Genomic DNA, 24306 nt, shown 5'->3' with positions numbered 1-24306 from the left:
CTAGCTTATATCCAGCTAGTTGAAAATTCGGCATGGGGCATGGGGAACAGACAAGGAAGAAACTTGTTCAATAATTCTCCCTTATCCCCCTGCTCCCTTGCTCCCTCACTAAGTACACGTCACCGTAAAAAGGGTTCGCAAATATTCACACTTGATGTTGGGTTCCACTTCGTTCTACCCAACCTACGAATGATTAAATTCCATACCCTTTTTGTGGTGTTCTGTACTAAGGACGCAACTGCCCCCGCCGTTCGCCGTAACGTAATAGCCTTTCTATAGTTACAAGCCGATTTTCCCAAACTTTGACTTGATAGGAATTTGACTTAAGCTCTTGGCTCATCAATACCCGAAATTGAGACTGGAACCGAGTTAGAGAGGCTCTCGCCACTATTAACTTACTCCCAGAAGGGGAAGCAGCAAGCTGATTTAAAGCACTGCCTAAAATTTCTGCCTGGTTGTTAAAATCTGATATTGTCTGAGCAGGTCTTTGTAGTTGGTCATTTTGGAAAACAAATTTCCATTCCCGTTGCAGCGCGGTGTAACGGATGGCGGCAGTTTGAAAAGGCTGGCGATGAGGAATCGGTTCACTTTTTGTGGATTGAACCCTACCTTGGGTGCTACTAAAGAGTTTTTGTAGCTCGTTGTTAAAATTATCTGCGGCAAAGAGTGCATAACCACTAACTGGCAAATCCCTTACCAACTGGAGTTGATCGAATGCCCCAATTGTTGGCAAAGAAAGTAAGCGAATTCCCGGTACCAACAATGTAGCTCCCAATTGTTTAGAGGTAATCCAGGGTTGGGCTAGTCGTTGAAAGCGAGAAGTATCCAGAGCATAAGTCATGGGAACGATTAAATCTACATCCCCCCGCCTAGCCCAAGTTTCCCAATTTTGTTGAATTTTTTGAATCCGCTCTAGTTCTGGCAGAGGGAATACTGCAACCGACAAAATCAAATTTGGTCGTTTTTGTCGCAACTCCTGTGATACTTGGGCAACAAAGCTATCAACTTGCGCGGTGCGAAATATCGTCCACTTTTGCCACAGTTCTGGTTGACTGGGGGAAATATTTATCGGATCTACACCAGTAAGTTGCTGAAACTGCGCTCTTGCAGCTTTGCCATAGCCATAGGTTCGACCTGCTGATGGGTCTTGAAAGGGGTAGCGAATGTAGTCTAGCTGTAGACCATCGACGTTATAGTGAGTGACGATTTCCTCATACAGCTTCAGCAAGTATTGCCGTACTTCGGGGTTGGCTGGGTCGAAGAATGGCTTAGTCTGCCCAACGGGAATCATGTTGCCAAGGTTATCGTAGTTTGCCCAATCGGGATGAGCCGCCAGTACTGGCCCTGGATAATTAGGATTAACGTTGATAATTTCATTGTGCCGTTGGTTCCCAGCAGCAAAAGTCCAAACCCAAGCGTGTAATTCCATGTCTCGCTCATGGGCTAATTTCACTGCTTCTGCCAGTGGGTCCCATCCACGAATTAATGGGTTTTGCTCTTTGGCGACTTGGCTCGGATAAATGGTATAGCCAGCATTAACAGTTTCAAAGAAGACGGTATTAATCCCAGCTTGGGCTAGGCGATCAAAAATCTCTGCCAGTCCCGCCTTGCTACCAGCACGAACAATCGTCCCACGATCTAACCAAATTGCCCGAATTTCTGGTTGAGCCTGCCTCCGATTAACAGGAAACTGCTGCCACAAAATTGTCTTCGCTACTAGCCACTGCTGACGGGCTAGAGCGTAGTTTTTTTGGGCAATCAATATGGGTAAGTTTTTAGCAATTACCCTTACCTGTGCCAAGGTTTGGTCTTTACTTCTGACTAGCCCTCCCAATTTAGTTGAGGCCAATTGCGTCGGCTGCTCTTTGACAGATTGGGGGGTGTCGGTGCCCAGATTCCTAGAGGACTGCTTTTGCTCAGATATCCCAACACCTTCATTAGCCGCATCAGCTAATACCGCTAAATTAGCACTTTCCACCCGACCAATTAGATTTTCTAGCTCTTGCTGAAGAGCGATCGCTTCGTTGTTGTCAATGGGATCATTGGAGTTAGGTGCAACATCTAGACGCACCGCTTGTTCTAATTGGTCAATAGCCTCCTGAGAAGTTGGGGGTTTGACTGTAGTTAGCGCTCTAGGTATGGGAGTGGTGGCAGTTTTAGGAGGGGATGAGGGGGATGAGGGGGATGAGGGGGATAAACTGCCTCTCTGCTCCTCTGCCCTTGGTGCTGCTGCCACCGTTGTCGAGCAGTTTTGGGAACCTCCTGCTACTTTTTTCATGCGATTTGATGGCGCTGGTGCTGTCAAATAGTGATTGAGAGCAGCTTTTAACCAGGCATTATCTAACTCGGCTGCGGAGGCTGTATTTGTTCCCCAGCGCCAACCCAAAAGGGTGGAACGCTCAGTTGTGACTACTGCGGCAGGATTATCTTTGGAATTCCAAACAGCAGGAGCTTCAGTGCCCATATCATTAGGAATCATCACGCCGCCGCGCACTTTGCCAAAGAGTTCAGTTTGATTTGCCCATTCTGGGATATCGGTTTTTGGGGGTTTAATCTGTTCTGTATCACTGAGGCTGAATCCCCAATAACCTCCCAAAAGCGATCGCAATAACTGGCGCACTCCTGGCGATGACAGATTACCTACAGGCCCACTGGCAATCAAGCGCCCTCCATTACTCATCCATTCTTCTAGGGCGATCGCTTGGGTTGGCGTTAATGTCTCGACATTTGGCAAAAATAATACCCGGCGATCGCCCCAATCTGCCGCACTCTTGACATCATTTAGGGGAATTACACAATATTTCACCCCGATTGCCTGTAAGCGATCGCTTATCCCTGTCCATTGATTCGCGTTTTCTTGGCCATACACTACGCTCAATACAGGTTCTTCAGTCGCTGCCCTGCCTGGCAAAATACTAAAACTATTTAAAATTAAAAAATTAAAACTTAAAATGAATAATCCAGCTTTTTTTATTTGTAATTTTGCGTTTTTCTGATACTCTTCCTGATACTTCACTCCTGACTCCTCAGTGGATTATTTATTAAGCATTACTTCTTATTTATCATCCAGCATCACCATAAATTACCTCCGAGAAACAACTGAACTTTGATATCTAAAACTGAACAGAATTTAAAAGACATGTTTTGATTAAATCTTCAACTCCTGCTACTGGCAAAATTTTTGTATTTAGTCTGCCAGCTAATTCCTCAATACTCATATCATCTAAAAACACTAATTCACCATTTTTTAACATGACATTCGGTAGCAAAATCCCATCACCTAAATCTTGCCCTTCTAAATTTAAAAGCAAATCATGACCAGTTAATAATCCGGTTACACTGATAGTTTGTCCCCAATAATCACTAGATAAAGCCCGCATATTTACTTCTAAACCTTCAACACAATTTAAGCGTTTCAAAATTGGTTGAAATGCTTTTTCTACGGCGTTACCTACTACCCAAGTTAATCTTCTCTGAGGATAAACTTTTGGCGGTAGTAATTCTGCCGCAACGGTGGCAAATTGCTTGATAAATAATTGAATCGAACCAACTCCGTTATCAATTTGGGGATATTCTTCATATTCAGATTCGCTGGGTAATTCCTCACCTGCAATCAAAAACCACTCATCGGCTAACCAAACAACGCTAGAATCGAATTGTTGGCGAAATTGCTGCGAAAGCGATCGCACTTGAGAAATCACTTCTTGGGCTTTTTCCCTGGTTACAGGTGTGAGTTCATCTTCTTGAGGCCGAAACCGTGTCAACCCAACTGGCACAACTGCCACCGATGCCACCGCAGGCACTTCACTAGTATGAAAGGACGCTAAATCTTTGAGAGTTTGTTCCAGATGTTTGCCATCATTTATACCAGGACAAACAACTACTTGAGCATGAATTTGTAGTCGCCTTTCTTGAAACCACTTGATTTGTTGCAAGATTTGTCCCGCACGCGGATTTTTTAGCAGTCTAATTCTCACTTCGGGTTCGGTGGCGTGAACAGAAACATACAACGGAGACAAGCGCATTTGTTCAATGCGCTGCCATTCTCTTTCTGGTAAATTCGTCAGGGTAAGATAAGAGCCGTACAAAAAGCTCAGACGGTAATCGTCGTCTTTTAAATACAAGCTGGTGCGCTTACCTGGTGGCTGTTGGTCGATAAAACAAAATGGGCAACGGTTATTGCACTGAATTAAGCCATCAAATAGGGCAGTTTCAAATTCTAGCCCCAAGTCTTGGTCGTAATCTTTTTCGATTTCCAGGCTATGAGTTTTACCAGTAGCGTCTAAAACTTCTAGTTCCAAAACTTCATCAGCACACAAAAACTGATAATCAATTAAATCGCGGGGACGTGTACCATTGATCGCAACGATCGCATCCCCGGATTCAAAGCCAATCTCTGCGGCTATTGAGTCTGGGAGAACCTTAGTAATTCGGGCAGGATGAATAGTCATGGGGGCATGGGGCATGGGGCATGGGGCATGGGGCATTGGGCATGGGGCATTGGGCATTAGTCATTGGCTTTGGACTAATGACTAATGACTAATGACTATTATCCTTTCCAACCTGCTGCGATCGCCAGTAAAATGGCACTACCGAATGCTAATCTATACCAAACAAAAACTAAAGTGTTTTTGGTTGCTAAGTATTTGATCAAAAATGCAATTGATAGGTAGGAAAAGATAAAGGTTGAAATAATCCCGACAATTAACAGTCCAACAATGTTATCTGGCAACTGGTGGGCTTGAAACAACTTGAATATTTTCAGACTTTTATACAGCGTCGCAATGGTAAGAGTTGGAAACCCTAACAAAAATGAGAATTTCGCTGCTGTATCGCGTTCTAATCCTAAAAATAAGGCAGTGGTCAACGTCGAACCAGAACGAGAAACGCCCGGAATCAAAGCAAGTGTTTGTCCCAATCCAACTAAAATACCATCCCGAATCTGCAATGAGTCAAAACCTCGCTTGCGAGTGCCAATTTTTTCTGCCAAAGCTAATACAAGTGCCATGATGATCGACATGATGGCAATAATTAATGCACTCTCCGGTAGAATGTCTTTCAAAAGAAAGCCGAAAATTAAGGCAGGCATTGTTCCTACTACAATACCAACAAGAATTTTCCACTCCTCACGTTGCCAGTCTTTGTCTTTTATTGCTTCGATTCCACCCTTGACAATACTGTAAATTAGTGACCAAAAATACCCCAAAATTGCGATCACGCTGCCAAATTGAATTGCATCAACAAAATCTTTAGAACCTAGTTCTTTCCAACCAAATACCTTTGTCACAATCAGAAGATGTGCAGTGCTGCTGATTGGCAAAAACTCTGTAATACCTTGAACAATACCCAAAATAAAAGCTTGAATAAACTCCATATGCAATTAATACCTTTTTCCGGTTCTGGACATGATTATGAACATTGTTTAGCTGATGATGTTACTTTATATACTCTTTGCTGCACCCAATCTTGTAGAAAATTCAATTTTACTGATCAATAACATCATCGAAGACGCTGACCATGTTCTTACACCCACCTCAATAAGTCAACGCAATTTTGGCAATTCATCAAACTTTAATATTTAGCGGACTGATGCCAGTTCACTTTTTAACTTTAAATTTTTACCTTCACGTCTCTGTAGTACCCCATTTACAAGGGACTACAGAGGAGTCATACGTGTCAACTTAACGTGAAAGTTAGTCTAGAAGCAGCTTTTAGAGATTATCTCGTTCCCAGTCGGAGACTGGGAATGCATTCCGAGAGGCTCCGCCTCAAGACTTGCGGCAGAGCCGCGATGAAGTGCATTTCCAGCCAGAGGCTGTAAACGAGGTTTTAAGGGATTTAGTCTGGCGCAGAATGTTTAGTTTAGTTTGCACCAACGATCCCCGAAATTTCAGTATAATTACAATGCCCCTGGGGGGGATTTTAAAATGTGATATCTTAAATAAGATGAAGTTTAGTAACAAATATTAAAAACTTTGATTAATAATACACTATCCTCGTACACTGCTTCTACCCCTTCTATTGATACCGAGTTGGATTTAGCTGATATTGGGCAGAAGGGTATGAGGGAATTGGAATCTACACTTTCCTCTTCTCTCTCTCTGCCCTTATCTATTTCTAAGAGACAAACTTGGTTAGTGTTTGCGGCGGCGGTGTTTTTGGTAACAGTGCCAGTATTTGTAGAAGCGCCAATAGTGCGATCGCTACCAAGTCTAAGTTTAGCGCTGACAGGATTTTGGGTGTGGCTAAGTTTTAGCTTAATGTCACGTCCTGCAACTTATGTCTGGGGAGATTTGCTCTTCGGGTTTAGCTGGAGTTGGTTAGCAGGAGCGATTTACTGGGGCTGGTTACGTTGGGAACCTTTATGGCATCTGCCAATCGAGTTTATCGGTTTACCGTTTGCTTGCTGGTGTTTGGCGAAGAATTGGGGGAAGGTGGGTAACTGGTTTTATTTAGGTTCTTTACTCGGTACAGTTTTAACAGATGTATATTTTTATATAGTAGATTTGATACCTTATTGGCGGCAAATCATGAGAGTAGATGCAGATTTAGCACCACAAATCTTACAAAATGCCTTAACGCAAGTACAAACGCCTTGGGGACAAACTTGGGCAATAATTCTTGCCTTAGTGCTGTTAACAATCGGGATTTTACCTTTAGGTCGAAATCAAAAACACTGGTATGCCTTTAGTGGCGCAGTTTTAAGCACAATTTTGGTAGACAGCCTATTTTTGTTAGCTGCGATCGCAGCGTGAAGAAGGCACTTATGTTACATCTCTTACTGAAACTTTTCCCAGCCCAATCTACGGCACATCAAAAATGATGCTGTAGATGATTAATTAGTTAAGAAATATTACATAACAGTCCATCAGCATCAAGTCTTTTTTGGTAGGGTTTTCGGTATTAGACATCGCCAGAATCAACCACCCCGAAAAGGTTTCGTTTAACTGGAAATGCTAGCAGGATCATTGATCCAACGCTATTGCAGTTATGCAGGCACTCTTACCACGATGAAAATTTTTGGCAAAACTACAATCAAACCCAGTAACGGCAAATATTGTGGATATTAATACGCTGTATATTAGTTTTTGATGACTGCTGTGTTGATTAAGCTATCAGGTTTTGTCCAAAGTCCAATTGTCTTTGGCGCTCTGACAAATGACTAATGACTGCTGACGGCTGTTAGCTTAAAACTTTTATTTCTGTTTGATGGAAAGAGGTAGAAAATCGTGAAAAGATTAGCGCGTTTATTAACAGTGTTTAGTTTGTTACTTAGCTGCTGGGGATGGTTGGGAACAACTCAAATAGCCCAAGCTGCTAGTTTCAACAGTTTTGCTTTTCCCCAAGTCCCAGTTCTGGCAATTGAGCGGCAGAATCGGGCAGACGCGAAACTAGGAACGGAATTTGGTAAAAAAATTGATTTGAATAATACCAACGTCCGAGCTTTTCAACAGTATCCAGGGCTTTATCCCAACCTAGCTAAGAAAATTATCACCAATGCTCCCTACAAAAATGTAGAGGATGTATTGGATCTTCCCGGATTGAGCGATACCCAAAAACAAACCCTGCAAGCCAACTTCGATAAATTCACCGTGACAGAAGTAGAGCCTGCCTTCAATGAGGGAGACGATCGCTTTAACAACGGCATCTACAGATAACTGTATTGCAGTTAATGTAGCAAATAGCAGCCCACTCCTGATTCTAAGGAGTGGGATACGATTATGAGTTAGGAGTTATGAGTTAAAAATTCAAAACTCCTAACTCCTCCTTCTAACTCCTCACTTCTCACTCTCCCCTGTGCTTTTACCTTGCCTCAGATAGATATTCCTAGCCAATTTGATGTCTTAGTAGTCGGCGCTGGTGCTGCTGGACTATACACAGCGTTGTGTCTACCAGAGTCCTTGCGAGTCGGCTTGATTACCAAAGAAACTGTTGCTTTGTCCGCCAGTGATTGGGCGCAAGGTGGCATTGCCGCAGCTGTTGACCCGGAAGATTCTCCCAGGTTGCACATTGAAGATACGATCCGGGCTGGTGCAGGTTTATGCGATCGCACCGCCGTAGAATTTCTCGCCCAACTTGCCCCTAACTGCATTCAATCGCTAGTTAACTTGGGCGTTGCTTTTGACCGTCATGGTCAAGCCTTGGCTTTAACTTTAGAAGCTGCCCATTCTCGCAACCGCGTTCTCCACGCCGCCGACACCACAGGGAGGGAAGTTACCACCACCCTCACCAACCAAGTATTACGTCGCCCGAATATTCAAGTCATTCAGCAAGCTTTGGCTTTGAGTTTGTGGATTGAACCCGAAATTGGTCGTTGTCAGGGAATAAGCCTGTTTTATCAAGGTAAAATCACCTGGGTAAGAGCTGGTGCTGTGGTATTGGCAACTGGCGGCGGCGGTCAGGTATTTGCCCAAACCACTAACCCGGCTGTGAGTACGGGTGATGGGGTAGCGATCGCAGCTCGTGCTGGGGCGATCCTCCGCGATTTGGAATTTGTGCAATTTCACCCCACTGCCCTGACTAAACCTGGTGCCGATCGCTTTCTGATTAGCGAAGCTGTTCGCGGCGAGGGGGCGCACCTTGTCGATAACGAAGGGCGGCGTTTTGCCTTTGACTACCACCCGGCGGGTGAACTTGCACCTAGAGATGTGGTCAGTAGAGCAATTTTCAGCCATTTACAACGTACCGCCCTTGATTTGGCGACTGCCCATGTGTGGTTGGATATGCGCCCCATCCCCGCCGACAAGATTCGTCACCGCTTTCCCAACATCATCAAAGTTTGTCAGCATTGGGGCGTTGATGTCTTCCATGAACCAATTCCTGTAGCGCCAGCTGCCCATTACTGGATGGGTGGAATTGTCGCGGATTTGATGAATCGCACAAATATCAAGAGTTTGTACGCGGTGGGTGAAACCGCTAGTACTGGTGTACATGGGGCAAATCGCCTTGCCAGTAATTCCCTGCTGGAATGTATTGTGTTTGGCGCCCAGATGGCTAATATTGAGTTGGAAAGTATTGGGCTGTCATCAGAAACACCAGTGCTGCCATTACGAAAATTTAGTGTTGATGCCAGTGAGTGGCACATCCAGCAAGCACAGCTAGAAGCACTCAGGGAGAAGTTACCGCGTCTAGTGTGGGAAAGTGCTGGTATTTGTCGGGAACAATCAGGGTTGGAAACTGCGATCGCTACTATTGAATCTTGGCAGCAAGATTTCGCTGCCTTGCCTTTAAGTCAATTCTTGCTTGCTTTACGTCCCGCAGAACCAGCTAGTTTTGACCTACCAGATGTTGAACAGCAATTGGGACTTTGGGCAGAAACCCGCAATTTATTAGATGTGGCTGATTTAATTCTCAAAAGTGCTGCTTTTAGAACCGAAAGTCGAGGCGGCCACTACCGTTTAGATTATCCTCAACCAGACCCAAATTGGCAAGTCCACACACTTATACAAACAGATCATTGGTGGAAATCTCCACTATTGTCTTGATTCAAATTTCCTCCACAGGTTCTAGTAAAGGCCGCTCACTACGCTGCTTCATCAAAATCTAAAATTCAAAATTGCGATCAGCGAGTGCCGCTACCATGATGACTGTCGGGACCACCATAATTTGGTGGAATATATATGTCGTCTTTTAAATTTTGAGAATTGACTTTACGAGCGATTAAAGTGTTACTGCTAGTATCGCCAAAAGCATTAGCACTTGCACTACTGAATATACCCGTGCAAGCGGCAATTTGCGGCATTAGGATGTAAGCAATTATGCAGAATATCATAAACTTTGTGATTCGGAAGTTACTTTTCATAGATTTCAGTAAATTTACTAATTTTTAATTTAAAAGTGTATTTTTGATTTACTAACGTATATTTCCTGGCTTTTTCGGAAAATAGATTTCAACTTTATTAAATCTTTGCTGCTAGTCTACAAGTAATAGTGGTATGTACTTCTAGATTAACGTTAATTTGCTGGCATTAAACACTTTTTATACTTAAGTAATATTCTTAAATATGCTATTTTCACATCAGTCTAAAGTTAGATATGTTGATAAATTACTGTGAGCATCGCGCTTACTTCATGATTTATTAATAGTATCTTATAATATTTTAATTGCCGTAAGTATAAACACTATATTCAGTGAATAATGATGCTGAGAAAAATATCAAATAATACTTATTTTGTTGTCTAGTTAAGATTTAATTATAGTAAAAATACATAAATAAAAAACAACGAAATTGCGATATTATAAGGATTTTAAAAAGTATATAACTATGAAATACCGTAATCAGACTAGTAAGTATAAGTAGATTTTTGGAAAGTAAAAATACTTACTAGCTTAAGTTAGTTTTATAATTATCTCTGATGACTAATTATTTTCCTACCTATGTTTTTAGGTTTAGTCCTGATACCATTTCACTTTAATAATGATACAAATACGTTGGTAGGGGCACAGCAATGCTGTGCCCCTACGAGAAATCTATATGTATCAGGGTTTGTCTGAAATGGTATGAGATAAAAAAGCCTTACTAGTTCTCCATCTTGCCTAAAAAGCCACCTCTGATGCATATACGCAATGCTTTTTCAAGACAGCGCCTTGGACGTGTTGCAAGTCCACATTCCTAATTTGAAGGTAAAAATATTGACTAAAGTGAAAACAATCTAGAGGCTTGACTCTTGACTAATTAAGCAAACTCATAGCGATTTTTACCCAGGCGTTTGGCACGGTACATTGCTGCATCGGCTTGTTTCATCAAAGTTTCACTGTCTTGACTGTTGTCTGGGTAGATACTAATGCCAATACTGGCAGAGACTCGGATTGTATCGCCGTCCAAAACAATTGGCTTGTTAATGCTGCTTAAAATTTTTTCGGCGACTTTCGCAGCTATTTGAACATTAGGAATTCCCCGTAAAATCACAGTAAATTCATCGCCACCCAAACGAAAAACTGTATCACTAGCGCGTAAAGAGTTGCTGAGTCGTCCAGCAATAGTCATTAGCAAGCGATCGCCCGTCTCGTGCCCTAGAGTATCATTGACTTGCTTAAAGCCATCTAGATCAATAAACAGCAGCCCCAGCAACAAGTTGTTGTGTTGCGCCCAATGTAACGACTCGTAAAGTTGTTCAGCAAAAAATTTGCGATTGGATAGACCTGTGAGGGGATCGTGATAGGCTAAATAACGCAAGTGATCTTCTTTGAGTTTTAATTCATTGTTAGAGCGGAATAGTTCAGTAGCAGTACGTTTGAGATATTCCTCTGTGAGCTTGCGCTGAGTAATATCTCGGATGACTCCAACTAAAAAGAAATTGCCAGCTGCGTCTTTGTGGAGCGATCGCTTAGTGGCAATTTGATAAGTCTGACCATCGGCATTTGTAAATTCTTCTTCATTTTCCTGGGGTTGCTGAGTCTGCAAAACAATCTCATCCTGTTGTCGAAACACATCGGCTTCATGTTTAGGGAAAAAGTCATAATCTGACTTTTCAATTAATAACTTATTCGGATAACCAATAAATCGACAATACGCCTCATTTAAAACAATCCACTGGTGTTTTTCATTTTTCACAAAAATTGGATCAGGAATCGTGTTGATGACGTGATGCAAAAATTCTTTAGAGCGTTTCCACTCTTGTTGTATGTGGGCAATATGACTGGTCATCCAAATAGCTGAACTGCCAAAGCTAAACAGTGGGGGAATGAGCGGTATCCACCAACCATACAAGAAAGCAAGGTACGCACTCAGGGTTAATACAAAACAAGAAACTAGGATACTGAGCAGGCTTATAGTTGCGTGTCGTATCTGCCATGTAGTAACGGCTCCCAGATAAGACCAGATAAAAATCCACAAGTATTCCACTAAATCAGGCCAGACTTTGAGTAATGGTCGTCCTTGCAGAGCCGCGGAGATTAACTCACTAATAAAATAAGCTTGCAGTTGAATACCAGGTACAGGCTTTGCCGTACCTATTAGACTGCTGGAATAGGGAATGAATAGGAAATCCTGGAGACTGGATGCGGTGGAGCCAATGAGTATAATCCGATCTTTGATTAAGTTTTCTTTGACTTTATCAGCCAGTACATCTCTTATAGATACCTGGCGAAAACGATAAAATTCTCCCGATGAACTTTGATATTTGGGTTTGGGAAAATTGGTCAAAGTTTGGTAGCCTCCAGCATCAGCTCGCACATAGGCACCATCATTAGTCTCAAAACGAGTAAATGTTGCCTTACCTAATTGCAAATACTCAGGGTTGCTTTTTGCTTTGGTGGGAATAATTCCCTTTGACTTTAAATACAATAAAGCCAACTTCATGGAAAAACTTTCGTGTACCTGATCATCAACGTACCAATACAACAAACTGCGACGTACTTTACCATCAAGATCAAATACCACGTTGTTAAAGCCCACTTGATCCTGATTCAGTCCCGGTGGAGGCGAAACACTAACGTTTTTGTTTTTGTCATTTGTTAGGAGTTCAATACCAATCAAGTTGGGCATTGACTTATAAGCATTACGCAGTTCTTGATTACCAGTCTTTACTGGGAAATTTCTGTAGATATCTAAGCCAATAGCACGAGGTTTGTGGACGTTTAATTTTTGCAACAACTGGGCAATCTTCGTATCTGAAATCGGCCATAAACCTACTTCGTTTAAATAGGTTTCATCAATCACTACGAGCATAATACGCTCTTCTGGCGGTTCATCTGGACGTAAGTGAAAAAATTGATCCAAAGCTGCCAATTCCAAAGATTGCAATAATCCGATGCAGCGCAAAAACAGGACGCAGACTGCAACGCTGGCGGCAGTAATCAATTCTCTGTGTCCTCGACTAAGCGATTGTTTCAGTCTAAAGATTAACTTCACAAAACGCTTGCCTAGCTGCTGATTCATTCTCTATTTCCTATAGCTATTAACTATCGGACTAAAATAGCTCAAGCGGGAGCTAAATAGAGTTTCTAATAGTTTTTTCAACTCAGCAAGATTCTTCAAGACATCGTGGTATTTGTGATGTATTACCATATATTCAGGCCAATTATCTGACCAAACGGCAACTGGGACTTTTGTGGCTATCAGCACAAATTAAGTATAAATATTCTTGAAAGTCAGTTCAGCTAATTTAACGCCCAAGGACTTGTCTGGTAAAGCTTACTCTCTTAAACTCGCATATTTTTGATCTCCCCTACTCAACCTTGGGGGCGATCGCAATGGTAAGGATAAAGCCACTTACACTTGAAAAGTCCGTGGGTATGTTTTTCAAAAAAGGTTCCAGCGTGTCGTTCAGGTAATATGTCGATCCCAGCCTTGGTTTTAATTTCGTACAGCCAAGGAAAGGCTACTACTAAAACAGCGATGACAGCGAAGATGTAGAAAATCGTGGTTCTAATCTTGGGCAATCTTCGGGAATTGCTGTTGTGGTTTTGAGACATAGTAGAGGTGAAAAACTAATAATCGATCTTAGCCTAAAGCTAAAAATGTCGCCGGAACTTGGGTATCAATGTTGTCTGTTTTCTGTTGATTGCATTTTGGGCAATCCATCTGTCGCAATCATTTTTCAAATTGGTATTAGTTTCTCCAGTGGTTTTACCAACAATATTGTTTGTGATGATTTTTCGTAGTCAATTACTTGAAATACTTGAAGTTACGAGGGCCAGTGTAACCAGAAACTTTCGCTAGTTCCTCTAAGCTTTGGACTCCGCTATAGCTTTTACCATTGATGATCCAAGTGGGGAAGCCTTCAATTTTTGCGGCTTTACACAGTTCTGGTTGAGCTTTGAGTCCATCGGGAGCGCACTCTACCCTAATATCATTGTTGATTATTTCCTCGGCTTCTTTACCAAAAAGCAGCTTTTGTTCATGGCAGTGAGGACACCAGTAAGCAGTATATTCCTTAGCGCCTACCTTCGCTAGCTGGCGTGCTAGAGCTATTTCTGCCTCACCAGAAGTAGTGGTAACTTCCCAACCGAATGCTGGGTTAGGATCTACCTTGGGAGTAAAGTTAATCTGTACGGGTTGTCCAGGAGTTCCAGCTGTAACATCTGATTTATTCACGCCAGCATAGATACCTAAAGTACCAATCAGCGTCACCATCCCGACAATAATGGCGGTAAAAAAGATTTGTCCAATATCCTCCCAAGTCCGACCGATAATCGTCAGTACCAAAAGACTCAGAGAGAACAAAGCTGAACCGATACAGTAAGGACAAATAGCTTTAATTTGAGATGCCAGCACATAGATTAAGTAGCCGCTAAAGACAGACATAGCGATCGCACCCGCCAGCAGCAGCCACCACGTCCAATTTTCCAATTGTTTGCGGCGATTGTTTTCCCCTGAGTTGAATACCAAGGGAGCCAAAGCAAATATCACCATACTGGTGTATGCCAAAAACCCAAACAAGGCTAATGGCTGGCCAAAAACCGTTGCCCAAGGGCTGGAAAGCACATCATTACAGCCCTTGACACCAGCCTGTGCCACACAAGCTGCATTGCCTCCTGTTAACTTTTCTATGGTGAGATAACCTGTGATCAGCGCACCACATCCAGCGATCGCGGCAATCAATGGACGTGACCATTTATGAATCCAAGGAGTAGAACGGCGGCGAATCATAAATATTTATTAGGGAATGGGCATTGGGCATTGGGCATTGGGCATTGGGCATTGGGCATTGAGTATTGGGCATTGAGTATTAGGCATTGAGTATTGGGCATTGAGTATTAGGCATTGAGTATTAGGTATTAGGTATTGGTTATTTCTTCCCATGCCCCATGCCCCATGCCCCATGCCCCATGCCCCATGCCCCATGCCCCATTTAAGAATGTAACTTCACTTGTTCTGCTGATTTGCGTTCATTTTTGGAGTTCCAATTGCGACGGGCGGCTTCCACAAATTGACTGACGCGAATTGGGTCAATTGGTTGCTCTATCCGTCCGTGACGTTTCAGGGAACTGGAAACTATTACACCATCTGCTGCTTGCATCAATGTATCAATATTTTCCCAATTGGCCCCACTACCAATGAACACTGGTGTGCCATTTGCTGCGCCACAAGCTAGTTCCAAATCTTCTAAGTTAGGAGGACTACCAGTAGCCCAGCCGGATAAAATAACTCCGTCTGCTAAACCCCTTTCAATGGTGTCTTTGACGGCGACTGTGAGATTTGGAGAACTCAAAGGACGGGCGTGTTTCACTAATACATCGGCGAGGATTCTAACATCGCAGCCTAACTCCCGTCGATAACGGAGTAGTTGATGGGCTTCTCCCTCAATTAATCCTTGGTCGGTTGCCATCACTCCTGTGAGAACGTTGACGCGGATAAATTGCGCCTGCACACAGCTAGCGATCGCCATTGCACTTTTGGCATCATTTCGCAAAACATTTAAGCCTATGGGCAAAGTCACCAAATTTTGTATCCGTTGCACCACAATGGTCATGGCACTCACAACCACTGGATCGACTTGGTTTTTGGTAAACGGCGCGTCGAAAAAATTCTCCACAATCAGCCCGTCAACGCCTCCACTTGCTAGGGCTGCGGCTTCTTGTTCGGCACGGTCAATCACCGCTTTTAGGCTACCTCCCCAACGGGGTGAGGTAGGCAGTGGTAGCAGGTGAACCACGCCAATAACCGGTGAGCGAGTTTTAAATATCTGATATAAGTCCACTTCTTTAATCCGCCTCGCGGAGTCCAGAGTCCAGAATTTTTTGACTATTGAACGCCAGTTCAACGCTACTCCCCCTCAGGTCGGGAAAATACGCACACGACTGGCTCCTCTTAACCCTTGACTCTTGACTTTTCATTAATTAGTCAAATGTGTTTTATGATAGTTGGTCTACTGCCTCCTTCCTCAGATGGAAATTGGCATGAAACCTCCCATAAGATATGTTAAGATAAAACTTGGCTACAAGAGGAGTTTGCCACTCACTAGACGCAAGGCAGTTTTCCGTGGTTTAGGCGTCTTGTCCGCGCACAGTCGTAGGACTTGCCAATCGCCAGGGTAGCATTACTGCTTTATAGGCGTAGTCGCTTTCGTCGATTTCCCTGAGGGTAGCGACTTCTCACAACAAGCCCTTTGGGCGGCTTCCCGATGGGTAGGTTAACAACGCACACGCTGCGGTAATGTAAAATACCAATAGGCGAACTGTTAAAAAACATTACAAGTGTCAAATGTACCCAAAGACACTTCAATTTACCCTGGGGAACAGATTGATAAAAATATCATAACATGACCTCTATTTTTATTATTGATAGGGTCATAAATCCACGGACAGTTACTGACAGTGGGAATTTGCCACTGTACTGTTTTCACGAGGATGCTGATAGCAAAAAAGCAAAAGTTAGCGCCAGAATGTTTGACTACAAGAAAAAAATGAAGATATTTTCCAAATATGGGTGACAAGCCAACAATTGCCATTTCTCACTTGGGCTGCGAGAAAAATCGAATTGATACAGAACATATGCTAGGACTGCTGGTAGAAGCAGGCTACGGTGTAGATACAAACGAAGAGTTAGCAGATTACGTTATTGTTAATACATGTAGTTTTATTGAAGCAGCGAGACTTGAATCTGTCAGAACTTTGGTAGAACTGGCAGAGGCAAACAAAAAAATCGTAATCACTGGCTGTATGGCGCAACACTTCCAAGAACAACTTTTGGAGGAGTTACCCGAAGCAGTCGCCGTTGTGGGTACTGGCGATTATCACAAAATTGTAAATGTAATTGAGCGTGTAGAACAAGGCGAACGGGTCAAACAGGTTAGTATTGAACCAACCTACATTGCCGACGAAACTACACCGCGCTATCGCACGACAACCGAGGGCGTAGCTTACCTGCGGGTTGCCGAAGGTTGTGATTATCGTTGTGCATTTTGTATAATTCCTCATCTTCGAGGCAACCAGCGATCGCGTACTATTGAATCTATAGTCGCCGAAGCGGAGCAGTTAGTTAGTCAAGGGGTAAAGGAAATTATTCTAATTTCCCAAATCACCACTAATTACGGTCTAGATATTTACGGCCAGCCAAAATTAGCCGAATTACTTCGCGCTTTGGGGAAAGTAGATATACCGTGGATCAGAATGCATTACGCTTATCCCACGGGACTGACCCCAGATGTGATCGCGGCGATTCAAGAAACACCTAACGTCTTGCCTTACCTGGATTTGCCCTTGCAGCATTCTCATCCAGATGTTCTGCGCGCGATGAATCGTCCTTGGCAAGGACGCGTAAATGATGGGATTATAGATCGCATCAAAACGGCGCTACCAACAGCCGTATTGCGGACAACATTTATTGTTGGTTTCCCAGGAGAAACAAGCGAGCATTTTGAGCATCTACTAGAGTTTGTTCAACGGCATGAATTTGATCATGTTGGTGTCTTCACCTTTTCCTCTGAGGAAGGAACCCCAGCTTACAAGTTGCCAAATCACTTGCCCGAATTGGTGATGGATGAGCGCCGATACCAACTTATGGAAATCCAGCAACCGATTTCTCAAAAGAAAAATCAACAGGAAGTAGGCAAAATCGTTGATGTCCTGATTGAGCAAGAAAACCCTGAAAGTGGTGAATTAATCGGTCGTTCAGGTAGATTTTCCCCAGAGGTTGATGGTCTGGTGTATGTCAAAGGTCAGGCAAAGTTAGGAACCATCGTGCCAATAGCGATTCACCACGCTGATACATACGACCTCTATGGTCAAGTAGTCAATAACTAAATTGTCATTTGTCTTTTGTTAAATGACCCTTACGGGTTTGCCCTTCTCGTGAGAGAGTTCCTCATCGAGGGTTTCCCCAAAGACTCTGCTGGCTGACTAATGACTAATAATTAATGACTAATGACTAATCCAAAAATCCTTACAAAAAATTTAGGAGAATTAATGACTCTTTCATTTCAAGAATTAGGCATTTCCCAAGAACGTGTCGAACAACTAGAAAAAATCGGTTTTACTGAACCGACTAACATTCAAGTGCAAGCAATTCCCCAATTGCTAGCTGGTCGTGATGTGGTAGGCCAATCTCAAACTGGAACAGGCAAAACCGCAGCATTTTCACTGCCAATCATAGAGCGGCTGGATATTAATCAAAAAGCCGTGCAAGCCATAGTTTTAACACCAACTCGTGAATTAGCAATGCAAGTTCACGATGCGATCGCTCAGTTCATCGGCGATGAAGGATTGCGGGTGTTAGCAATCTACGGTGGTCAATCAATTGACCGCCAAATGTTACAACTCAGACGTGGCGTTCACATGGTAGTGGGCACCCCAGGACGGGTGATCGATTTGCTCGATCGCGGCTGTTTAAAGCTCGATCAAGTGAAGTGGTTTGTGTTAGATGAAGCTGATGAAATGTTGAGCATGGGCTTTATTGATGATGTGGTGAAAATCCTCTCTCAAGCGCCCGTAGATCGCCAAACAGCTTTATTCTCGGCAACAATGCCACCATCGATTCGGATGTTGGTGAATAAGTTTTTGCGATCGCCTGCAACTGTCACCGTTGAGCAGCCAAAAGCCTCTCCCAACAAGATTAATCAGGTAGCTTATCTGATCCCCCGCCACTGGACAAAAGCCAAAGCTTTACAGCCGATTCTGGAAATGGAAGATCCAGAAACAGCTTTAATCTTTGTCCGCACCAGACGCACAGCCGCCGAACTCACCAGTCAGTTGCAATCAGCTGGGCATAGTGTCGATGAATATCACGGTGACTTGTCCCAACAAGCGCGGGAACGCTTATTACTCAGATTCCGTAACCGTCAAGTTCGTTGGGTGGTAGCAACTGATATTGCTGCACGAGGGTTAGATGTCGATCAACTCTCCCATGTGATCAACTACGACTTACCCGATAGTGCAGAAACTTACGTCCATCGCATTGGTCGTACTGGTCGTGCTGGTAAAGAAGGAACGGCAATTTCTTTAGTACAACCATTTGAGCGGCGCAAGCAGCAAACATTTGAACGTCATAACCGCCAAAATTGGCAAGTGCTGACGATTCCCACACGCGCCCAGATTGAAGCAAAACACATTCTGAAATTGCAAGAACTGGTGCGAGAAGCTTTGACAGGTGAGCGTTTGGCTTCATTCTTGCCAATTGTCAGCGAACTGATTGAAGAATACGATGCTCAGGCGATCGCCGCAGCTGCACTGCAAATCGCTTACGATCAAACTCGTCCCGCTTGGTTGAACTCAGACGTGGAAATTCCCCAAGAGGAATCTTCTGCTCCTAAACCCAGACTGGGCAAGCGTCGTGAATCTTCCAGCGATCGCCCTCGTTCTGCGTGGAAATCAGATAGCAACAATGGAGATGAAGAAAGACATTCTTCTCCCAAGCCCAAACTGCGGACAAGTGGAAGTGGTCGTGAATCTTCTGCATCCCCTAGTAAAAAGCTAGGTTCACCTACAGCTAGGGAATCAGCTTCTTAGTCAAAAGTTAGGAGTTAATCAATTTTGGATTTTAGACTTCGGCGTGAGCGCTCAGTCGAACGCTTTTTTCTTCAATCCAAAATCTAAATCTAAAATTCGCAAAGTTAAGAGTTGAGAGTTAAGAGTCAAGAGTTAAGATTTTGACTTGGGACTCTTGACTTTTTGGCTTTTTTGGTAACTTTTTCTACCAATTTGTAGGAAGATAAATTAAAGATGCATTCTTCGTGGTCTTATGTTCACTATTCCAGACTTAGAGCAACTACAAGCAGAGCATCCAGAATGGCAGATGGAGCTAGTAGACGGAAATATACTTCTTATGGGCCCATCAGATTATGAGTCAGATGAAATAGGCATAGAGTTTGCGCGGCAATTGGCTAATTGGGTGCGTCTACAGAGACTAGGACGGGTAACTGGTTCTAGCGCTGGTTTTATTTTGCCTACATTAGAAACTGAAAACGGCAAAGAAGCTGATAACGAAAAACGAAATCTCCGCGCTCCCGATGTATCTTTTGTTCGTGCTGATAGACTTAAAACAAGCAAGCGCGACTTTGTGGAACTGGTGCCTGATTTGATGGTAGAGATAAAATCTAAGTCAGACCGGATCAAACCACTGGTAGAAAAAATTCAGCTATTCCTACAACTTGGATGTACAGTTGGTATCTTGATTGATCCTGACAAATTGACGCTTACAGTTTATCGGCTCAACCAAGAACCAATACTTTTGCAAGACAACGACAAACTGACACTACCAGACTTACTACCAGGTTGGGAGCTAGTAGTGTCAGAAATTTGGCCGCCTGTGTTTGAGTAGTTTAAAAATACTATAGCCAAGGACGACTAACTTGTTCTAATTCTCCAATTTCATCATCGCTCAATCTCCAGCCCAAAGCACCAGCATTCTGCCGCACTTGTTCGGCTGTCTTCACCCCAGCAATCGGAATAACGTTACCCTGAGCAATTAACCAGTTGAGAGCAACTTGAGCAGGAGTGCGATCGTATTTTTCCCCGAAGTTGCGTAGCAAAGATATGACTGGGGCAATTTTTTGCAGACCTTCTTTCTTAAATCGCGCGTCTATTTTCCTCGCGCCACTGGGGGTTTCAGCACCATCAATAGTGTACTTGCCAGTGAGTAATCCTTGTGCTAAAGGACTATAAGCTAAAATAGTCACACCCAAATCACGGGCAGTTGTAATAATACCTTGGCTTTCAACTTGGCGACTGAGTAAAGAATAGCGTACTTGGTTCACAGCCAAAGGTACTCCACGCGCCGCCAATATTTGATGCACGTCTCGCATTTGCTCTGCTGAGTAATTACTCACACCAACTGCGGCAATTCTACCGAGCTTCACTTCATCCGCTAGAGCATTCATCAAGGTTTTTTGACTTAAAAAGAAGGCAAAAGGCCAATGCACTTGGTACAGGGCGATTTGTTGTAATTGTAAGCGTTTGAGGCTGGCTGTTAAAGCATCAGAGACGGATTGGGCTGTAAATCGCCACAGTAGTGGGCCAAATTTTGTGGCAATTTGCACAGATTGTTGTGTCTGTTGCAGAAATTGCCCCAAAAATTTCTCGCTTTTTCCCATTCCGTAGACTTCCGCAGTATCGAAGAAGGTAACACCAGCTTCTAAGGCTGCTGTAAAGGCTTCTTGTAACTGTTCTGGGCCGTAGCGATCGCCATAATTCCAAAAGAATTTATCACCCCAAGCCCAAGTGCCTATGCACAAGGGTGTAACTGCTGGGCCATTTTGCCCCAATGTGATGGTTTCCACGGTTGCAAAATTTAATTTATATTTCTTTACTTTTATAGTGTATCGAAATGGTTGATGCAATATCTTCGCAGTGCTGTATCTACGCCCGTCGTAGCGATCGCGGCTTGCATAAAGATTTACAAATTACACTTGACAATATATCTATTCTCAGAATTCCGGGAGGCTAATATAGCGTTTCCTGGTACAGCTTAACCTCACCCCGATAAAGCTGTGCTTCATCTCCCCTCTCCGAACTCACGGAGAGGGGTTGGGGGTGAGGTTTTGATCTGATGTACTTCATGCACCTGGGAACCGCTATAACCTCCTTTTTATGAAACTTGAGTGTATTTACTTATATTTAGGAATTAGATGATTTCTCCTGCTTGGCTTTTTTGATTAATTCCATGTAGACATTAATCTCACTAATTTCTAAATCATGCTCAACTCTGGTTACTCTCCATTTCTCCTTTTTGAGGTAAACTTCCTCTCCTATTCTGGGAGTAAATTGGAGATCATAGAACTTTTTTAGAAAATCTTTTTGGTTTTCTTCCCATAATATTACTTTGACTACTTCTTTACTCATTGGTAATCCCTTTTTTGTTCCTAAATGAAAGTCAGTAGTTTGATGACATACATAAGGCAAGTTTATCTTACTAACTTAATCGAATAGCGTAGTTAAAACCACATTCTTTACATTAATATTTTTATGTGGCTTGATTGCGTCCGATAAAGTTATAGCGCAATACCATAACTCTCAATTGAACTGATCGTGATTGAACATCGCTTGCAGCAATTTATCTATGGGCAATGCGGTAAGAATACTTGTGGAAAATTGCCCGACGACGTAAACCCAAGTAGCTACGGAGTAAGAGTTGTGGCGATGTTAAGTTATGTATTAAACCCTTACAAAGAATTTTTTTACCTTGGAACTGGTACTTGATTAATTACCGACGCAATTACCGCATCAATTTGTAAACCATCCAGCATCGCTTCTGGTTTCAAAATCAGGCGATGACGTAGCAGTGGCGATGCAACTGCTTTAACATCATCTGGTGTGACAAAATCTCTTGCAGCTAACCACGCTAGGGCTTGAGATGTCTGCAACCAAGCACCGGCGGCGCGAGGCGATGCGCCCAAAGTTAAATCAGGATATTGACGCGATGTTCTCACCAACGCTAACAAATAATCAACGATCGCTTCTGATACTTTAACTTCTTTGACTGCTTGTCGGGCTTGTAAAATGTCGGCTACTGTTGCGATTGGTTTCAACCGGTTAATATCCAAACGCCGTGCTGCAAAACCCGCCTGACGATTAAGTAACATTTGCTTTTCGGCAGCTTGATCGGGATAATCTACCACCAGCTTAAATAAAAATCTGTCCAACTGCGCCTCTGGTAAGGGATAAGTCCCCTCAAATTCCAGGGGATTTTGGGTTGCAATCACCCAAAATAAATCTGGTAAGGGTAAACTTTCACCATCCAGCGTTACCTGCATCTCTTCCATCGCTTCCAATAGCGCCGCTTGTGTCTTGGGAGGAGTACGGTTAATTTCGTCTGCTAGCAGCACTTCGGTAAATATTGGCCCTTTTTTCAAAGTGAAATTGCGGCTATTCAAGTCAAAAATATTTGTACCAGTAATATCTGAAGGTAAGACATCTGGTGTTAGTTGAATCCGGCGAAACTCCCCTTGGATTAACTGCGCCAACACTTTTACTAAAAGGGTTTTACCAGTTCCCGGTACTCCTTCCAAAATTACGTGTCCACCCGCTAGCAATGCCACTAAGACTTGTTGTATTAGGCTAGATTGTCCGACAACTACTTGATTAAGACCTTGACCAAGGCGAATTAAGATAGGATGGGTTTCGCTCATATTTTTTATTGATAAGGGATTTCCAAATAAACGAACCACAGAGACGCAGAGAACACAGAGAGAGGAGAAATAGAGAGGATTCTTTGCGTCAGCTTTGGGATATTTTTTTATTTAGAAGTCCCTAAATAACCAACGCACAAATATTATGCATAATTCCAAAAAATTAATTACGAATTACGAATTACGAATTACGAATTACGAATTAATCTAATGGTTCGCCATTTAACCAACCAGCTTAACAGGTCTTGTTCACTGATGGGTTGTTTGCCAGATTGTAGCTTTAAAACTGTATCTAGTTCTGCTGCACTTGCGCCTGTTTTTTCTATCCAGAAATTGATTAAGGCTTGATGTTCTAAAAGTACTTGCCCTAATCCCAAGGCTTTTTGGAGTTGTAGTTGTTCTTGTTTACCCACCATCTGTACAACAAAGTCGGCGGTTTCAGCTTTCTGCAAAACTCCCGCTAAAGCTTGGATGTATGCCTCGCTGTTATCTACAACTGGTGTATCTAAAGGTACTGGCTTACCAAAACGGCGATTCTGCGCCCAAATTAGCACCAATAGCAAAATACCTACTTGCACTAATATTGGAAATAAGGGAGTTTTAGCAAAAAAACTAGATAAATCTCCTTCGCTTTCTTTCTTCCTGACATCGGCATCTTTATAGCCGTGGATGTATTCATCGACAAATATTGTGTTACCTTTTTCAGTAACCAAATTGGCTAGATACTTGAAATTACTTAAATTATCTTGGTAGGCGTTGGCGGCTAAATAAGGAGTGGTAGAAAAAATCACCTTTCCCTTTTTGTAATTTTCTTTCCAGACAATAGCACCAAAGCGATCGCCTAAATTAACTTGCTTAGAGTTAGCTTTCTTATATCGTCTACGTGTATCAATTTTGATATCACCTTGGGGGGATTTTTGCACAGTGCTAAACTGCGCTTCTGTAACTTGCGCCCCTGCACCCAAAATTACCAAAGTATTCCCTTTTTCTATCCATTCACGCTCTTGACTATCGAGTATAGTCTCCCTTGGATAGCCGCCTACCTGTAGGATGGTAATTGGGCTGTTCTCTGGCTGAATCTCACTAAAAGGCTTTTGCCAGCGCTTGATAGGAATTCCCTGCTGTTGCATAAAAGCATACCAAGCACCATAGCCATCGGGGGCGCGGTTATAAGTAGAGCCAGTGTTAATTTTAGTATTATTGGGAGCCGCAAACAAACTAAGTAAAACGATCGCAGCGAGTGCGATCGCTCCGATCCAAGCAAGGCGATTTGAACGTTTCATTTTTGACTTTCACTAT

The 24306-nt window shown here is 43.0% G+C and carries 19 protein-coding genes; 6 read left to right on the top strand and 13 right to left on the bottom strand.

The window, feature by feature from the left end:
- Positions 1-226: 226 nt before the first annotated feature.
- The 3 genes from V7L05_RS06700 to V7L05_RS06690 all read right to left on the bottom strand — a co-directional run bounded on the left by V7L05_RS06700 (position 227) and on the right by V7L05_RS06690 (position 5374).
- The gene (locus V7L05_RS06700) at positions 227-3016 is read right to left on the bottom strand and encodes a family 10 glycosylhydrolase (RefSeq protein WP_335162970.1); all 2790 of its coding nucleotides are present in this window, start codon (positions 3014-3016) and stop codon (positions 227-229) included.
- A gap of 97 nt (positions 3017-3113) precedes the next feature.
- Positions 3114-4451 (bottom strand): TIGR03279 family radical SAM protein, encoded by a 1338-nt coding sequence (locus tag V7L05_RS06695; RefSeq protein WP_335163073.1) that lies wholly within the window; start codon positions 4449-4451, stop codon positions 3114-3116.
- Between the two features lie 98 nt (positions 4452-4549).
- Entirely contained in the window at positions 4550-5374 is an 825-nt protein-coding gene (locus V7L05_RS06690; RefSeq protein ID WP_335162969.1) for an undecaprenyl-diphosphate phosphatase, read from the bottom strand.
- Between the two features lie 601 nt (positions 5375-5975).
- Between V7L05_RS06690 and V7L05_RS06685 the strand changes: the two genes are divergently transcribed.
- From V7L05_RS06685 to nadB, 3 genes are all read left to right on the top strand, one after another.
- Positions 5976-6755 (top strand): DUF3120 domain-containing protein, encoded by a 780-nt coding sequence (locus V7L05_RS06685; RefSeq protein WP_335162967.1) that lies wholly within the window; start codon positions 5976-5978, stop codon positions 6753-6755.
- A 474-nt stretch (positions 6756-7229) separates the two neighbouring features.
- Entirely contained in the window at positions 7230-7658 is a 429-nt protein-coding gene (gene psbU / locus V7L05_RS06680; protein WP_335162965.1) for a photosystem II complex extrinsic protein PsbU, read from the top strand.
- 150 nt (positions 7659-7808) lie between these two features.
- Positions 7809-9485 carry an L-aspartate oxidase gene (gene nadB / locus V7L05_RS06675; protein ID WP_335162963.1) on the top strand — a complete coding sequence of 559 codons (1677 nt, stop codon included), beginning with the start codon at positions 7809-7811 and terminating at the stop codon, positions 9483-9485.
- 77 nt (positions 9486-9562) lie between these two features.
- Here the strand turns inward: nadB and V7L05_RS06670 are convergent, their stop codons facing one another.
- From V7L05_RS06670 to btpA, 6 genes are all read right to left on the bottom strand, one after another.
- Entirely contained in the window at positions 9563-9772 is a 210-nt protein-coding gene (locus V7L05_RS06670) for a hypothetical protein (protein ID WP_335162961.1), read from the bottom strand.
- Positions 9773-10676: 904 nt separating this feature from the next.
- Complete coding sequence (locus tag V7L05_RS06665) at positions 10677-12881, bottom strand: CHASE2 domain-containing protein (RefSeq protein ID WP_335162959.1); 2205 nt, start codon at positions 12879-12881, stop codon at positions 10677-10679.
- A gap of 293 nt (positions 12882-13174) precedes the next feature.
- Complete coding sequence (locus V7L05_RS06660) at positions 13175-13417, bottom strand: hypothetical protein (RefSeq protein ID WP_335162958.1); 243 nt, start codon at positions 13415-13417, stop codon at positions 13175-13177.
- Positions 13418-13610: 193 nt separating this feature from the next.
- The gene (locus V7L05_RS06655) at positions 13611-14594 is read right to left on the bottom strand and encodes a vitamin K epoxide reductase family protein (RefSeq protein ID WP_335162957.1); all 984 of its coding nucleotides are present in this window, start codon (positions 14592-14594) and stop codon (positions 13611-13613) included.
- Between the two features lie 9 nt (positions 14595-14603).
- Positions 14604-14789, bottom strand: coding sequence for a hypothetical protein (locus V7L05_RS06650; RefSeq protein ID WP_335162955.1), 186 nt, complete (start codon positions 14787-14789; stop codon positions 14604-14606).
- 7 nt (positions 14790-14796) lie between these two features.
- Entirely contained in the window at positions 14797-15645 is an 849-nt protein-coding gene (gene btpA / locus V7L05_RS06645) for a photosystem I biogenesis protein BtpA (protein ID WP_335163071.1), read from the bottom strand.
- Positions 15646-16369: 724 nt separating this feature from the next.
- Here btpA and rimO point away from each other — a divergent pair.
- The 3 genes from rimO (at position 16370) to V7L05_RS06630 (ending at position 20201) form a co-directional block, all read left to right on the top strand.
- Entirely contained in the window at positions 16370-17689 is a 1320-nt protein-coding gene (rimO, locus tag V7L05_RS06640) for a 30S ribosomal protein S12 methylthiotransferase RimO (protein WP_335162953.1), read from the top strand.
- A 162-nt stretch (positions 17690-17851) separates the two neighbouring features.
- Complete coding sequence (locus V7L05_RS06635; protein WP_335162951.1) at positions 17852-19390, top strand: DEAD/DEAH box helicase; 1539 nt, start codon at positions 17852-17854, stop codon at positions 19388-19390.
- Positions 19391-19622: 232 nt separating this feature from the next.
- Positions 19623-20201 carry a Uma2 family endonuclease gene (locus V7L05_RS06630; protein WP_335162949.1) on the top strand — a complete coding sequence of 193 codons (579 nt, stop codon included), beginning with the start codon at positions 19623-19625 and terminating at the stop codon, positions 20199-20201.
- A gap of 10 nt (positions 20202-20211) precedes the next feature.
- Here V7L05_RS06630 and V7L05_RS06625 read toward each other — a convergent pair whose 3' ends face one another.
- The 4 genes from V7L05_RS06625 to V7L05_RS06610 form a co-directional block, all read right to left on the bottom strand.
- Positions 20212-21159: an aldo/keto reductase gene (locus tag V7L05_RS06625; protein WP_335162947.1), complete on the bottom strand. Its 948-nt coding sequence runs from the start codon at positions 21157-21159 to the stop codon at positions 20212-20214.
- Between the two features lie 337 nt (positions 21160-21496).
- On the bottom strand, positions 21497-21721 hold the full coding sequence (locus V7L05_RS06620) for a hypothetical protein (RefSeq protein WP_334949367.1): 225 nt from the start codon (positions 21719-21721) through the stop codon (positions 21497-21499).
- A 335-nt stretch (positions 21722-22056) separates the two neighbouring features.
- The gene (locus tag V7L05_RS06615; protein ID WP_335162945.1) at positions 22057-23007 is read right to left on the bottom strand and encodes an AAA family ATPase; all 951 of its coding nucleotides are present in this window, start codon (positions 23005-23007) and stop codon (positions 22057-22059) included.
- A 188-nt stretch (positions 23008-23195) separates the two neighbouring features.
- On the bottom strand, positions 23196-24290 hold the full coding sequence (locus tag V7L05_RS06610) for a DUF4350 domain-containing protein (protein ID WP_335162943.1): 1095 nt from the start codon (positions 24288-24290) through the stop codon (positions 23196-23198).
- Positions 24291-24306 lie beyond the last annotated feature (16 nt).

The sequence above is a fragment of the Nostoc sp. genome (assembly GCF_036917755.1).
Classification (GTDB): domain Bacteria; phylum Cyanobacteriota; class Cyanobacteriia; order Cyanobacteriales; family Nostocaceae; genus Nostoc.
The sequence above is the reverse complement of the archived record's forward strand: the minus strand, read 5'-3'. Positions and strand labels throughout refer to the sequence as shown.

Bases quoted from the DNA above. Each gene is read 5' to 3' on its own strand.
- V7L05_RS06620 (WP_334949367.1), bottom strand. From the start codon at position 21,721: ATGAGTAAAGAAGTAGTCAAAGTAATATTATGGGAAGAAAACCAAAAA.
- V7L05_RS06630 (WP_335162949.1), top strand. From the start codon at position 19,623: ATGTTCACTATTCCAGACTTAGAGCAACTACAAGCAGAGCATCCAGAA.
- V7L05_RS06610 (WP_335162943.1), bottom strand. From the start codon at position 24,290: ATGAAACGTTCAAATCGCCTTGCTTGGATCGGAGCGATCGCACTCGCT.
- V7L05_RS06655 (WP_335162957.1), bottom strand. From the start codon at position 14,594: ATGATTCGCCGCCGTTCTACTCCTTGGATTCATAAATGGTCACGTCCA.
- V7L05_RS06665 (WP_335162959.1), bottom strand. From the start codon at position 12,881: ATGAATCAGCAGCTAGGCAAGCGTTTTGTGAAGTTAATCTTTAGACTG.
- V7L05_RS06650 (WP_335162955.1), bottom strand. From the start codon at position 14,789: ATGGGGCATGGGGCATGGGGCATGGGGCATGGGGCATGGGGCATGGGA.
- V7L05_RS06695 (WP_335163073.1), bottom strand. From the start codon at position 4,451: ATGACTATTCATCCTGCCCGAATTACTAAGGTTCTCCCAGACTCAATA.
- V7L05_RS06615 (WP_335162945.1), bottom strand. From the start codon at position 23,007: ATGAGCGAAACCCATCCTATCTTAATTCGCCTTGGTCAAGGTCTTAAT.
- V7L05_RS06670 (WP_335162961.1), bottom strand. From the start codon at position 9,772: ATGATATTCTGCATAATTGCTTACATCCTAATGCCGCAAATTGCCGCT.
- V7L05_RS06635 (WP_335162951.1), top strand. From the start codon at position 17,852: ATGACTCTTTCATTTCAAGAATTAGGCATTTCCCAAGAACGTGTCGAA.
- V7L05_RS06690 (WP_335162969.1), bottom strand. From the start codon at position 5,374: ATGGAGTTTATTCAAGCTTTTATTTTGGGTATTGTTCAAGGTATTACA.
- V7L05_RS06660 (WP_335162958.1), bottom strand. From the start codon at position 13,417: ATGTCTCAAAACCACAACAGCAATTCCCGAAGATTGCCCAAGATTAGA.
- rimO (WP_335162953.1), top strand. From the start codon at position 16,370: ATGGGTGACAAGCCAACAATTGCCATTTCTCACTTGGGCTGCGAGAAA.